Consider the following 13,396-nt stretch of genomic DNA (forward strand, 5'->3'; position numbering starts at 1 on the left):
GGCGGCGCGGCTAGCGGGTCGGCTCAGGTACATCCCCGCGGTAATCGTAGAAACCCCGGCCAGTTTTGCGGCCCAGCCATCCAGCTTCGACATACTTGGTCAGTAGCGGGCAAGGCCGGTATTTGGTATCCGCCAGCCCGTCGTGCAGCACGTTCATGATGGCAAGGCAGGTGTCTAACCCGATGAAATCGGCCAATTCCAGCGGCCCCATTGGGTGGTTTGCGCCCAGTTTCATGGATTCGTCGATCGACTTCACGTTGCCGACGCCTTCGTAAAGGGTATAGACGGCCTCGTTTATCATCGGCATCAGGATGCGGTTGACGATGAAGGCCGGGAAATCTTCGGCCGAGGCGGCGGTTTTGCCCAGTTTTTCCACCACAGCAAAGCAGGCGTCATAGGTGTCGCGATCGGTGGCGATGCCGCGGATCAGTTCGACCAGCTGCATCACCGGCACCGGGTTCATGAAGTGAAAGCCCATGAATTTCTCGGGGCGGTCGGTGCGGCTGGCCAGCCGGGTGATGGATATTGACGAGGTGTTCGAGGTCAGGATCGTATGCGGTAGCAAATGCGGCAGCAATTCATCGAAAATCGCCTGTTTTACGGTCTCGCGCTCGGTTGCGGCCTCGATCACCAGATCCGTTGCGCCCAGATCGGTGAGCGTCAGGGTGGTGGTGATACGGGCCAGCGCCGCCTCCATCTGATCGGCGGTGATCTTGTCGCGGCTGACCTGACGTTCCATGTTTTTGCGAATGACGGCCAAGCCCTGATCCAGCGCGTCTTTGCTGATATCGTTCAGCAACACCTCATACCCTGCCAGTGACATGACATGAGTAATGCCATTGCCCATCTGGCCCGCGCCGACAACGCCGATTTTCCCGATCTCCATATCGCCCGCCCTTCGCTGTGATACGCGTCAGCATAGGCATGGGTCGGGCCGGGCTGCAAGGGCCGATACTGGCAAAAATTCAAAGCGAATTGCACCTTTAGCGTTTTCTAAACTCGGTGGTGCGACTCTGCCTTCGGGTGAATAAAACGTGGTGGGGAATATGAGTTACCAACCTTTCAGAGGGGGGCGGGCGCCCCTTGATTACTGCCCGTGTCACTATTTCGGGTCAAAACTGACCTTCCGGGGGCCAAAGCGACAGTTGCACGGTGACTACGTGGTGTTTCTGGGGGGCACTGAAACCTACGGAAAATTCATACGCGCGCCATTTGCGGCGATGGTTGAAAAACGTCTTGGCGTGGCCTGTGTCAATCTGGGATGGCCCAATGCAGGGCTGGATGTGCTGTTGAACGATCCGGCCATGTCCAAGGCGCGCGCCGACGCGGCGGCGGTGGTCTTGCAGCTGCCGGGGGCGCAGAATATGTCCAATCGGTTTTACACGGTGCATCAACGCCGAAATGATCGGTTCTTGACGGCAACCGATGCCTTGCGCCGCTTGTTTCCCGATGTGGATTTCACCGAGTTCCATTTCACGCGGCATATGCTGCGGCGTTTGCAAGGTGTGTCGCCCGAACGGTTCGATCTTGTCCGCGAAGAGTTGCGGGCGGTCTGGGTTGAACGGATTGGCAAGCTGTTGGCAGGGGATGGCCCGCCGGTTGTTGCACTGTGGTTTGCGGCGCGGCGACCGGGCCATGGCTGTGACGGGGCGGATCTGGCGCAAGACCCGGCCTTTGTGACCCGTCGCATGCTTGAGGCTGTGCGTGGCAGGGCGGTGCAGGTGGTCGAAGTAACGGCCAGTGCGACCGCGCTGAAAACCGGCACCAGCGGCATGGTGTTTTCAAGCGCCGAGGCCCCGGCCGCCAATGAGTTGCTGGGCCCTGCGGCCCATGCCGAAGCGGCGATGGCGCTTGTGCCTGCGCTGCGCGGCGTGATGGTGACAAAATGAAAAAGGCCCGCCGATCTGGCGGGCCTTTGGCGGCAACTCTGGCAGGGCCAGTGCTTACAGCTTTTCGTTGAGTTCGGGGACAGCCTCGAACAGGTCAGCCACAAGGCCGTAATCGGCCACCTGAAAGATCGGCGCTTCTTCGTCTTTGTTGATGGCGACGATGATTTTCGAGTCCTTCATACCAGCCAAGTGCTGAATCGCACCCGAGATGCCGACGGCGATATACAGTTCAGGGGCGACAACCTTGCCGGTCTGACCGACCTGCCAGTCATTCGGCGCAAAGCCCGAGTCGACCGCGGCACGCGAGGCCCCAACAGCGGCCCCCAGCTTGTCTGCCAGTTTCTCGATCAGGGCAAAGTCGTCTTCCGAGCCAACGCCACGGCCACCCGATACAACAACCCCGGCCGAGGTCAGCTCGGGGCGGTCGCTTTCGGCGACCTTGTCAGCCACCCATTCGGACAGGGCTGGATCATCCGCCGCGCCAATGGTTTCAACGGCTGCGGAATTGCCGGTGCCCGCGGCGTCAAAGGTGGATGTGCGGAAGCTGATGACCTTCTTGTCGTCTTTCGACTTGACGGTCTGCACAGCGTTGCCGGCGTAAATCGGACGCTCGAACGTGTCGGCATCGACCACGGCGGTGACATCGGTGATCACCATCGCATCCAGCAGGGCGGCGACGCGCGGCAGGATGTTCTTGGCGTCGGTCGTGGCGGGCGCCACGATATGGCTGTAATCATCCGCAACGCTGACGATCAGGGCAGCCACTGCTTCGGCCAGACGGTGACCATACAGCGCATCTTCGGCGCACAGCACCTTGGCGACACCGTCGATCGTGGCCGCTTCGGCGGCGGCATCGGCACAGGTTTCGCCGGCGCAAAGCACTGTCACGTCCCCCAGTTTCGCGGCGGCGGTCACGGCTTTGGCGGTGGCGTCCATTGCCAACGTGCCATCGTTGATTTCAGCAATCAGAAGAACAGACATCACACGGCCCCCGCTTCCTTGAGTTTCGACACAAGCTCGTCAACCGAGCCGACGATTTCGCCCGCCTTGCGCGCCTCGGGTTCCGAGGTGGACAGGATTTCCAGACGCGGGCTGACATCGACGCCGTAATCGGCAGCGGTTTTTTGATCCAGCGGCTTTTTCTTGGCCTTCATGATGTTGGGCAGCGACGCATAGCGCGGCTCGTTCAGGCGCAGGTCGGTCGAGATGATGGTGGGCATCTTGACCTTGATGGTTTGCAGGCCGCCATCGACTTCGCGGGTTACAACGGCATGGTCGCCATCAATGTCCACGTTGTTGGCGTACATCGCCTGAGACCAACCCAGCAACGCCGACAGCATCTGGCCGGTGGCGTTCATGTCATTGTCGATCGCTTGCTTGCCGCAGAGCACCAGACCGGGCTGTTCCTCTTCGATCACCTTGGCCAGAATCTTGGCCACGGCCAGCGGTTCGATATCGGTATGCACATCGTCGGTGGCTTCGACCAGAATGGCGCGATCCGCGCCCATGGCCAATGCAGTGCGCAGGGTTTCCTGCGCCTGCTTGACGCCGATCGACACCGCGATGACCTCGTCGGCCTTCCCGGCCTCTTTCAGGCGAATCGCCTCTTCGACAGCAATCTCGTCGAACGGGTTCATCGACATCTTCACGTTGGCAAGATCAACACCCGATCCATCCGCTTTCACGCGGACCTTCACGTTGTAGTCAATCACGCGTTTGACAGGCACTAGCACCTTCATTGGCATGGTCTCCCTCAGAATGGTAAAGAGCCGCGACACGACTCTCGGTAAAGCTCTCCCCGATGTTGATACAGGTTTGGCCCATGGGGAAACAGGGCAAAATCGTCACGTTTGCATCTGGCGACGTCGCGTTTTTGGTTTGCTTGTCGGAATTTGCGGTTTTCAGGGGCGGATGCCGTGTTTTTCCCCCAGCTCCGCCAGTAGCGATCCCTGAGGCGGGACGCCGTCATAGCTGTTGTCGAGATGCGCACGCAGGCGGCGACCGTAAAAATGCAGCGAGATCGTATCGTTCTTGACGCGGTTCCATGTCTTCCGGGCCGGGCGGCAGAACAGACGGCGGTCCTTGTAGGGTACGGGGTAAAGCACGTGCTCGTCCTGCCGGTGGCGGAATTCGTCATTGTTGTGCAGGTAATGTGTCAGCGCCTTTGGACCCCATGCGCCCCACGGCATTTCCGAAACATGCATCGGGTTGCCCGCCTCGGCGCGGTCGCGCATTTCCTGACGGTGGCGGGGCATCATCCACACTGGGATCGCGTATTCATCTTCGCAGAAGGCCACCAGATCGGCCAGCGTTTGGGAGCTTGCAGGCAGGGCCATGACCGCGTTGCAGATCACCTTGTCGTTTTCCAGCCCAAAAAGATAGCCATTCTCGGGCTGGAACGGTTTGAGACAATAAATATCCGTATCGGCCCAGATGATGCCGGGCCGCTTGGTCAGCAGGTGGTAACGGAACTTGTCGGCATGGATTGCCGCGCTGCCGGTACGTTCGTGGCGAATGATGCTGTCGGGACTGGCCAGGATCTCTTCGGCGGAGACCGCCTTGGCACCGTCGGGCAGGTTGTCGAGCCCGGTATAGGAAAATACCTCGACGGGATGACCCATCTCCAGGAAAGAGGTGATGCAAAGGCGTTCGATAAAGCCCAAAGGCGGGCCATCCCAAAACATTGCAATAGTTGGTAACGACATGAACCTAACCTCATACTGTCAAAACGAACACCTGCGCCTTTACAACATCAGCGGTGTGTTTCGTCGTAGAGTGCCACAGTTGACTGATGGCCTCCAGTCGGATCGTTCGGCAAAAGCTCCGTCATAGCGGTGGGCTATGACGGGGCTTTCATTACATTTTAACCGTGGCTAGCGGTTTGCGCCCGGCTGCCACAGGACGTCTTTGGCGCCGCCATCGTTCGACACCCGTGCCGCCACGAAAAACCAATCGCTGAGCCGGTTGAGATATTTGACCGCCGCAGGGTTCACATGTTCCATGGTCGCCAGTTCAACGCTGAGGCGTTCGGCCCGGCGTGACACGGTGCGACACAGGTGCAGGTAAGCGGCCAAATCAGACCCGCCGGGTAGGATGAAGCTACGCAGCGGCTCAAGCGCCTTGTTCATGGTGTCGATTTCGGTTTCCAGACGCGACACCTGATTGTCGGATATGCGTAGGGGGGTGTATTCGGCCTGCGCATCCTTTTCCATGTCGGGGCGGCACAAATCAGCCCCCAGATCGAACAGATCGTTCTGGATGCGCGACAGCGCTACGTCGGTTTCACCTGTCGCATGCAGGCGTGCCAGCCCGACGGTGGCGTTGACCTCGTCGACGGTGCCATAGGCGGTGACGCGCATCGCATGTTTGGCCACGCGCGCGCCATTGCCAAGCGCGGTTTCCCCGTGATCGCCGGTTTTCGTATAAATCTTGTTCAGCACGACCATGATTATTGTCCCCCTTGTCTGCGGATGTAGACAAACAGAAGGATCAACAGCACCGCCACGAATTGCGCGATGATACGCCAGCGCATCAGTTTGTTGGCGCGCTTGGCGTTGTCCCGCCCTTCCTTGCCGAATGTGCCGATGCCTATGGCAAGGATCACGGCGACGCCCAAACAGGCAAGCGCCACGATGATGAAAAGCGGATCGCTGAGCATGTGTTTTTCCTTCGAATCGTCTCTGGCACCATCTAGGGTGTCGCTGGTAAAAAGCGAAAGGGAATTCTTGCCGCGCCTCAGCCTTTGGACAGCACCCAATCCAGCGCGCGGGTGGGCAGGATGCGCCGTAGCAGCCCCATCATATATGTCGGGGTCGTGACGTAATAGCGCGCACGCGGACGGCGCGCTGTCAGCGCGTGGATCAGTTTACCCGTCACCGCGGATGCGGGCCATTGCGGGCCTTTGCTGCTGCCTGTGTAAAGCTGATCAAGCAAGCTGTCGCGATATTCGACCGCGCGGGCGGACCTTTCCCAGTCGATCCATTTTTCGAATTCCTTGATCGCGTTCTGCCGAAAGGCGGTTTCGATTGGGCCGGGATCGATGATCGACACCTCGATGCCCGTTCCGGCCATTTCAAGGCGCAAGGCATCTGTCAGGCCTTCAAGCGCGAATTTCGTGGACACATAAGCGCCGCGCCATTTCATCGCCACAAGACCCAGAACCGAAGAGCATTGCACGATGCGCCCATGCCCTTGGGCGCGCATGATGGGAATGACACGGCGTGTCAGGTCGTGCCAGCCGATCAGGTTGGATTGAAAGATCGTGCGCAGCGCGTCGGTTGGGATGTCTTCGACAGGGCCGGGTATCGCATAGGCACCATTGTTGAACAGCGCATCCAGCCGCCCCCCCGTGGCCGCAAGCACCTCGGCCAAGCCATGTTCGATCGTGGCCTCGTCTTCATAGTCGATGCGGGGGCTGTCAAAACCCTCGGCGCGCAGGCGGTCGCAATCCGTGGGTTTGCGGCAAGCGGCAAAGACCCGCCAGCCCCGCGCGCGCAGCGCATGCGCGGCGTCATATCCGATGCCCGAAGAGCAGCCGGTGATCAGGATGGATTTCTGGCTCATGCCGCGTGCTATGCCGTGGGGAACGTGGCGATGCAATCAGTTTGCAGATGCGGTTACCAGCCAATCGGCCATCCAGCCCACGCGCCCGGTTTCGACGACGCGGATTTTCAACCAACCATCGCCGGGATCGCGCAAGACCGCGACGCGCGTGCCGCCCTTCAGGCGGGCAAGGCGGCCAAACTTGGTGCCGGGGCCGCTGCGCATGTTGACGCTGGCGCCTGTGACCTTGCGAACATCGGCAATCGGAGAGGCAACGACAACCTCGCGGGCGATGGCACTGGCGATGTCATCGGATGTATCGGTGCCGGCTTCGGCTGCGGCCTTTGTTGGCTGGGGCGTCGAAAACTGGCGGCTGTCCCCCGAGGCCAATTGCAGGCGAACGGCACCGGGCTGTGCCTTGGCGGCAAGGCTAAGATCGTTCAAAGACGCCACTGCGCGGCTGACTGTGCTATTGCCAGTTGCATCCGCTGTGTCCGGCGATGCCTCCGCAAATTGCGCTTGTGCGACCTTCGGTGCAGGGTCGGGCCAAGCAAACAGGGTCGAGCCGTCGGTCTGGGCGCGCGCCTGAATGGAGTTTGGCGCCGGCGCGTAATCGGCGCCGCCGCTTAGAAAATAAAATGCACTTCCAAGAAATGCGAATGTCACAAAAATAAAGCGCCACATCGCGCGTCCCCCCACACAACAACAAAAAACATGATCGGACCGTTCCCCCGAACGGCCAGCAGCACAAAAACTATATCCGATTCGCGGACGAGTTTGCGGGGAAAATCCGTAACCTCGCGTAGTTTTAATAAGGTGTTGCATCCGATTGGGGGCTGCAAGGTTTGCCCGCTCTTGACCTTTGCCCCCATGGCGCGGTTTATCAGGGCTAAATTACAAATAACCGTCAGGGTCTGGTCACAGGCCGGACCGCAAGGGTAGTCAGGGCAGTATGAGCGATCTGATCGACGATGGCGCGAGCGCGCCAAACCAAACTTCGGAACCGCTGCGCCGCGCGATCGGTGACCGGTATCTGACCTATGCGCTAAGCACGATCATGCACCGCGCGCTGCCCGACGCGCGCGATGGTCTGAAGCCAGTGCATCGGCGGATTCTATACGCGATGCGCGAATTGAAACTGTCCAGCACGGGCGGGTTTCGAAAATCGGCCAAGATCAGCGGTGACGTGATGGGCAACTATCACCCGCATGGGGATGCCGCGATTTATGATGCGATGGCACGTCTGGCGCAGGATTTCGCGGTGCGGTATCCGCTGGTCGACGGGCAGGGCAATTTCGGCAATATCGACGGCGACAACCCTGCCGCCCCACGCTACACCGAGGCGCGGATGACCGCCGTCGCCGAGGCGCTGTTGGAGGGGTTGAACGAAAACGCCGTTGATTTCCGCGACAATTACGATGGCACGCTGCAGGAACCGATCGTCTTGCCGGCCTCGTTTCCAAACCTGCTGGCCAACGGTTCCAGCGGCATCGCGGTGGGCATGGCCACCAACATTCCGCCGCATAACATCGCCGAGTTGGTGGATGCCTGCCTGCATCTGATCAAGGTGCCGGATGCGCGCGATGATACGTTGCTGAACTATGTGCCCGGCCCGGATTTTCCGACTGGCGGCGTGATTGTCGAGCCGCCCGAGAATATCGCGCAGGCCTATCGCACCGGGCGCGGCGCGTTTCGTCTGCGCTGTAAGTGGGAGGTCGAAGATCTGGGCCGCGGTCAGTGGCAGGTTGTGGTCACGGAAATTCCCTATCAGGTGCAGAAATCCAAGCTGGTCGAAAAACTGGCCGAACTGATCCAGACCAAGAAAGTGCCTATTCTGGCCGATATCCGCGATGAATCGGCTGACGATGTGCGCATGGTGCTGGAGCCTCGGTCGAAAAATGTCGACCCGCAGGTGTTGATGAACATGTTGTTCCGCAACTCGGACCTTGAGGTGCGGTTTTCGCTGAACATGAACTTGCTGATCGACGGGGTGACCCCCAAGGTCTGTTCGATGAAAGAAGTGCTGCGGGCCTTCTTGGATTTCCGCCGCGAGGTGCTGATCCGCCGCAGCCGTCACCGGATGAGCAAGATCGACCACCGGCTTGAGGTGTTGCAGGGGCTGATCACCGCCTTCCTGAACCTTGACCGGGTGATCGAGATCATTCGCTACGACGACGACCCGAAAGCGGCGCTGATGTACGAGGATTGGAGCACGCCGCATCAATCCACCTTGCGCCGCGCCATGAACGAGGCCGAGTATCTGTCGCCCTTGGCGGGTGTGGATATGAAAACGCTGGTGCTGGTGGCCGACCCGGGGCTTGCGGCCACCGGCATTCTGGCCGAAACCGCGCCCGAGCGCACCGTGCCACACAGCTACGCGGGCCGCGAAAACGGCCTGTCGGACGTGCAGGCCGAAGCCATCCTGAACATGCGCCTGCGCAGTTTGCGGCGTCTGGAAGAGGACGCGCTGGTCAAAGAGCGTGACACGCTGATGGAAGAACGCGCCGGTCTTGAGGATCTGCTGGATGACGACAACCTGCAATGGGATGCGATCGCCAATCAGTTGAAAGAGGCCAAGGCGACCTTTGGCAAAAACTACGTTCTGGACGGTCAGAACGTCGGCGTGCGCCGGACCCAGTTCGCCGAAGCGGGCAATGTCGAAGAGGTGCCGCTGGAAGCGATGATCGACCGCGAGCCGATCACTGTGGTCTGCTCGAAAATGGGGTGGATCCGGGCCATGTCGGGTCATATCGACCTTGGCCGGGAATTGAAGTTCAAAGACGGTGACGAGGGGCGGTTCGTGTTTCATGCCGAAACCACCGACAGGCTGCTGGTGTTCGGCAGCAACGGGCGGTTCTACACGTTGTCTGCGGCCAACCTGCCCGGCGGGCGCGGCATGGGCGAGCCGGTGCGCCTGATGGTCGATCTGCCCAACGCGGCCGAGATTGTCGATCTGTTTATTCATAAGCCGGGGCGCAAGTTGCTGGTGGCCTCCAGCGCAGGTGACGGGTTTGTCGTGAACGAAGATGAGGTGGTGGCGCAAACCCGCAGCGGCAAGCAGGTTTTGAACGTGCGTGGCGACGTGCGCGCGCGGGTCTGCAAACCTGTGACTGGCGATCACGTGGCCTGTGTCGGCGAAAACCGCAAGGTTTTGGTCTTCCCGCTTGAGGAACTGCCCGAAATGGGCCGTGGCAAGGGCGTGCGGCTCCAGAAATACAAGGATGGCGGCCTGAGCGATGCCAGCACCTTTACCCTTGCCGATGGTCTAAGCTGGCTGGACCCGGCAGGCCGCACCCGCACCGAAACCGATTTGGCGGAATGGATGGGCAAACGCGCGGGCACGGGCCGCATGGCCCCCCGCGGATTTCCACGGAACAATCGATTCACCTGACGCCGTTTTTGCGCCACAAAGCCAACGTAAAAGGCGACTATCTTAACCAATGATGCCAGCGCTTGGGCCCAAGCGCTGTGCGGTGAGGTAGGTTTTTAAAAGGACTGTGCGCATGTCTATTGGGGCTTCTGACAGCAACATGCTGGACGCTCATTACGCCGGGGACCGCGGCCCGCTGTTCAAGCTGGCGGTGGTGACGGCGATGCTGACGATTGTCACCTTGGGGATTTACCGTTTCTGGGCCAAAACCCGCATTCGCAAATATATCTGGTCGTCGGTTAACGGTGGGCAGGACGCGTTTGAATATACCGGCACCGGGATTGAAAAGTTCCTTGGCTTTTTGATGGCGATCGTGATTTTGGCGATTTATCTGGGCATCGTGCAGATGATCCTGTTCTATTTTGGGCTGACCCTGTTTACCGCACCGGAAACCCCGCAGCAGGCGTTGACCCAGATGTTCGCCTTTTACATCACCGTGCTGGCCGTTCTTCCGCTGATCTTTTTCGCGCAATACCGGGCGCGGCGCTACAAGATGGCGCGCACCCGCTGGCGGGGTGTGCGGTTCGGCATGGAGAAAGGGGCATGGGGCTATGCCCTGCGCGCCTTGGGCCATTGGATTGCCACCCTTGCGACGTTTGGCATCTTGCTGCCATGGCAGACCTTCAGGTTGGAAAAATACATGACTGACCGCACTTGGTACGGCGATGCGCAATTCCGTCAAGACGGCAAGTGGACGGCCCTGTTTGGGGCGGCACGGCATATCTATCTGGCGATGGCTACACTCTTGGCTGGCGGCTTGGCCGGGATTGTGGCGCAATCTGACGTGGTTGCGGCTTTGGCCGGTGTGGTGGGTGTCATCTGGTTCATGGTTGGTATCGTGTCCTACCGGGTGAACGCGTTTCGGTATCTGACGGCTTACAAGATTTTGGATGGGCGGATCGGGTTCGCGGCGCAACCTGAAACCGTCAATGTCGTCTCAACGCTCATTCTGGGCGGATTGATGGTGATGCTGATCTCGGCTTTGGTCTTTGCCGGGTTGAGCGCGGCGTGGTTTGTTGTCATGACGCCGGCGGCCCTGATGGGCGAGGGCGCTGTTTTCGTGGCCGGTCTTGTGGCGGCGGTATTGTATGTGCTGGCCTTGGCGATGTCGGGGTCTTTGGCCTTGGTCTGGGTCATCCAGCCTGTGATCGGCCATGTGGTCGGAACCGTCACGGTGCATAATTCCGATGCGCTGGGCGAAATCAGGCAACGCGCCCATGACAGCGGTGCCGATGCCGAAGGCTTTGCCGATGCGTTGGATGTGGGTGGCGCGATCTGATGCCGGGCATTGCGGGGCGCTATTTTGATGGTGTGACGGCAGGTGATCATCGCGTGGACGTGGTGCTGGACGAAGCCGGTGGCCGGCTGGTCTTTGATGGGCCCACGTTCGACGATGGGCCGGTGTTTTGGCAACTGGGCCGTTTGCGCGCGCTGCGCGATCAGGCGCGGGACGCTTCCCTGACGCTGACCCTGCATGCCGACAGCGATGACGAAGCGCCGCGCGATGCGGCGCGCCTGACGATAAGCGAGCCGGGCACCATCGCGCGGTTGCAAACCATCTGCCCCGATCTGCACAAACGCGACGTTCACAAGGGCCTTTACCGCAAGCTGGCCGCGCGCGGCGCGATGGCCGTTGCAGCGGTTGTGCTGATGCTGTTCGTGATTTTGCCGCGTATGGCTGACACATTGGCAACGCTGATCCCGGTAGAGCGGGAAATTGCCCTTGGCAAAACCGTCGTCGCGCAGATGGAGCAGGCACTGGGCGCGGCGGATATGGGCGCGCTTAACTGTCAAAACCCGCAGGGGCGCGCTGCGCTGACGGTGATGTTGGATCGACTGACCGATCGGCAAAATCTGCAATACGAGCTTGAGGTGCAGGTGTTCGATCATGAGATGGTCAATGCCTTTGCTGCCCCCGGCGGGCAGGTGGTGGTGTTGCGTGGCCTGCTGGACAATGCCAGCGGGCCGGATGCGGTGGCGGCGGTGCTGGCGCATGAGATCGGCCATGTCGAGGAACGCGATGCCACACGTCACGCCTTGCGCGCGGCGGGGTCGGCGGGGCTTTTGTCGATGGTTCTGGGCGACGTGACGGGCGGCGCCATTGCGGTGTTTCTGGGCGAGCGGCTGCTTCAGGCAGGTTACACCCGCGAGGCCGAGACGCGCGCCGATCGTTTTGCACTGAACATGTTGAATGCGGCGGAGGTCGACAGCGCGGGCATGGCGCGGTTTTTCGACCATTTGCAGGCGTTGGAAGGCGACATGCCGCAATTGCCCGAATATTTCGCAACCCACCCCGCCAGCGAAGCGCGTGCCGACCGGGCGCGCGCTAATGCAAACCGCCAAGGGGCCACCGCGCCGGTGCTGACCGACGCCCAATGGCAGGCGTTGCAAGGGATTTGTGGCTAGTTAGATGGCGAGGCCGCTGTGGCGGCGAGCGGCCATCACCATGTGCCAGCGGTTGCCGATTTGGCCTGATACCATTGGTCGTCGCGTCGCGATGCGCGGGATCTGGTTTACGCGGTTTTGCCGAGACGTCTACAAGCAGCCCCAGACCCTCATTGGATCGCTCAGCAGCCGGGGGCAGTGCTGTCGAGGGACAAAGATTGCGTGGCAAGGCGTGCTGCTGTATTCCGGCGCAACGGATATCCTGAAGGGGCCCCCATGTTGCGCATTATCACCCTGCTGGCCGTGGCTGTGACCATGACTGCCTGCACCAATCCCAATGATCTGGACGAAAAGCCCGCCTATCTGGGGGATTTTCATCTGGGCCACAACGTGGTGGTTGCGCCGAATCTGACCAAGGGTCCGGCCTCGCGCGAAGCGACCGAGGAGGAATGGGCGACCGCGCTGAAAAAGGCGGTTGATGACCGTTTCAGTCGCTATGAGGGGGACCGGCTTTATCATCTGGGCATCAGTGTCGAGGGATATGTTCTGGCGGTGCCCGGTGTGCCGGTGGTGGCCTCGCCGAAATCCGCGCTGATCCTCAACGTGACGGTCTGGGACGACGCCAAGCAGGTCAAGCTGAATGAAAAACCCGAACAGGTGACTGTGGTCGAAACATTTTCAGGTAACACATGGCTGGGGTCCGGGTTGACGCAATCGAAGGACCAGCAACTGGAAAACCTCAGCCGCAACGCGGCCAAGTTGATCCAGAACTGGCTGGTGCGCGAAAACACCGCAAATGGCTTGTTCGAGACGGGTGGTTCGTCTGACGGGGCCCTTGAAACGACCGCTGACAGCTTGGACATGGCCACATCCGACATCGCCGATCCCGGCCCTGATGCCGAGGTCTTGCCCGAGGGTGCAGACGACGAACAGGGTGGCGCACCGGAAACACCCGACAGCGAGTAGCCAGATTGCCTGCATGAATGGCTTGATTTTCCGCGCACAAGCCAATAAACGCCGCGCGGAGTGTTAATCGGGCCAGTGGCCCCCCAACTGAACAAGGCGCCTCGAGACATGGCAAAGGAAAAGTTTGACCGTTCGAAACCGCACGTGAACATTGGCACGATTGGTCACGTTGACCACGGCAAGA

Annotated in this window: 13 protein-coding genes; 5 read left to right on the forward strand and 8 right to left on the reverse strand. The window is 60.3% G+C overall.

Annotation, left to right across the window (positions count from 1 at the left end):
- Positions 1 to 10: 10 nt before the first annotated feature.
- A complete protein-coding gene (locus HAT86_RS08140; protein WP_167195618.1) occupies positions 11 to 886 on the reverse strand; it encodes a 3-hydroxybutyryl-CoA dehydrogenase in 876 nt (291 codons plus the stop codon).
- Between the two features lie 160 nt (positions 887 to 1,046).
- Between HAT86_RS08140 and HAT86_RS08145 the strand changes: the two genes are divergently transcribed.
- Entirely contained in the window at positions 1,047 to 1,889 is an 843-nt protein-coding gene (locus tag HAT86_RS08145) for a DUF6473 family protein (RefSeq protein WP_167195621.1), read from the forward strand.
- Between the two features lie 54 nt (positions 1,890 to 1,943).
- Here the strand turns inward: HAT86_RS08145 and HAT86_RS08150 are convergent, their stop codons facing one another.
- The 7 genes from HAT86_RS08150 to HAT86_RS08180 form a co-directional block, all read right to left on the reverse strand.
- Positions 1,944 to 2,870 carry an FAD-binding protein gene (locus HAT86_RS08150; protein WP_167195624.1) on the reverse strand — a complete coding sequence of 309 codons (927 nt, stop codon included), beginning with the start codon at positions 2,868 to 2,870 and terminating at the stop codon, positions 1,944 to 1,946.
- Positions 2,870 to 3,628 (reverse strand): electron transfer flavoprotein subunit beta/FixA family protein, encoded by a 759-nt coding sequence (locus HAT86_RS08155; protein ID WP_167195627.1) that lies wholly within the window; start codon positions 3,626 to 3,628, stop codon positions 2,870 to 2,872. Before HAT86_RS08155 ends, HAT86_RS08150 begins: the two co-directional genes overlap by 1 nt.
- Positions 3,629 to 3,790: 162 nt before the next feature.
- Positions 3,791 to 4,594, reverse strand: a complete 804-nt coding sequence (locus tag HAT86_RS08160; protein ID WP_167195630.1) for a hypothetical protein — start codon at positions 4,592 to 4,594, stop codon at positions 3,791 to 3,793.
- Between the two features lie 168 nt (positions 4,595 to 4,762).
- Complete coding sequence (locus HAT86_RS08165; RefSeq protein WP_167195633.1) at positions 4,763 to 5,335, reverse strand: cob(I)yrinic acid a,c-diamide adenosyltransferase; 573 nt, start codon at positions 5,333 to 5,335, stop codon at positions 4,763 to 4,765.
- 2 nt (positions 5,336 to 5,337) lie between these two features.
- A complete protein-coding gene (locus HAT86_RS08170; protein ID WP_167195636.1) occupies positions 5,338 to 5,547 on the reverse strand; it encodes a twin transmembrane helix small protein in 210 nt (69 codons plus the stop codon).
- Between the two features lie 77 nt (positions 5,548 to 5,624).
- Complete coding sequence (locus HAT86_RS08175) at positions 5,625 to 6,452, reverse strand: SDR family NAD(P)-dependent oxidoreductase (protein ID WP_167195639.1); 828 nt, start codon at positions 6,450 to 6,452, stop codon at positions 5,625 to 5,627.
- 36 nt (positions 6,453 to 6,488) lie between these two features.
- The gene (locus HAT86_RS08180) at positions 6,489 to 7,115 is read right to left on the reverse strand and encodes an SH3 domain-containing protein (protein ID WP_167195643.1); all 627 of its coding nucleotides are present in this window, start codon (positions 7,113 to 7,115) and stop codon (positions 6,489 to 6,491) included.
- Positions 7,116 to 7,383: 268 nt separating this feature from the next.
- Between HAT86_RS08180 and HAT86_RS08185 the strand changes: the two genes are divergently transcribed.
- From HAT86_RS08185 to HAT86_RS08200, 4 genes are all read left to right on the forward strand, one after another.
- Positions 7,384 to 9,822 (forward strand): DNA topoisomerase IV subunit A, encoded by a 2,439-nt coding sequence (locus tag HAT86_RS08185; protein WP_167195646.1) that lies wholly within the window; start codon positions 7,384 to 7,386, stop codon positions 9,820 to 9,822.
- A gap of 112 nt (positions 9,823 to 9,934) precedes the next feature.
- Positions 9,935 to 11,140 carry a DUF898 domain-containing protein gene (locus HAT86_RS08190; protein ID WP_231125855.1) on the forward strand — a complete coding sequence of 402 codons (1,206 nt, stop codon included), beginning with the start codon at positions 9,935 to 9,937 and terminating at the stop codon, positions 11,138 to 11,140.
- Positions 11,140 to 12,267, forward strand: a complete 1,128-nt coding sequence (locus HAT86_RS08195) for a M48 family metallopeptidase (RefSeq protein ID WP_167195649.1) — start codon at positions 11,140 to 11,142, stop codon at positions 12,265 to 12,267. Before HAT86_RS08190 ends, HAT86_RS08195 begins: the two co-directional genes overlap by 1 nt.
- Positions 12,268 to 12,522: 255 nt before the next feature.
- Positions 12,523 to 13,212: a hypothetical protein gene (locus HAT86_RS08200; RefSeq protein ID WP_231125856.1), complete on the forward strand. Its 690-nt coding sequence runs from the start codon at positions 12,523 to 12,525 to the stop codon at positions 13,210 to 13,212.
- The last annotated feature ends 184 nt before the right edge of the window (positions 13,213 to 13,396 follow it).

Source organism: Roseovarius gahaiensis, assembly GCF_011601345.1.
In the GTDB taxonomy this organism is placed as follows: domain Bacteria; phylum Pseudomonadota; class Alphaproteobacteria; order Rhodobacterales; family Rhodobacteraceae; genus Roseovarius; species Roseovarius gahaiensis.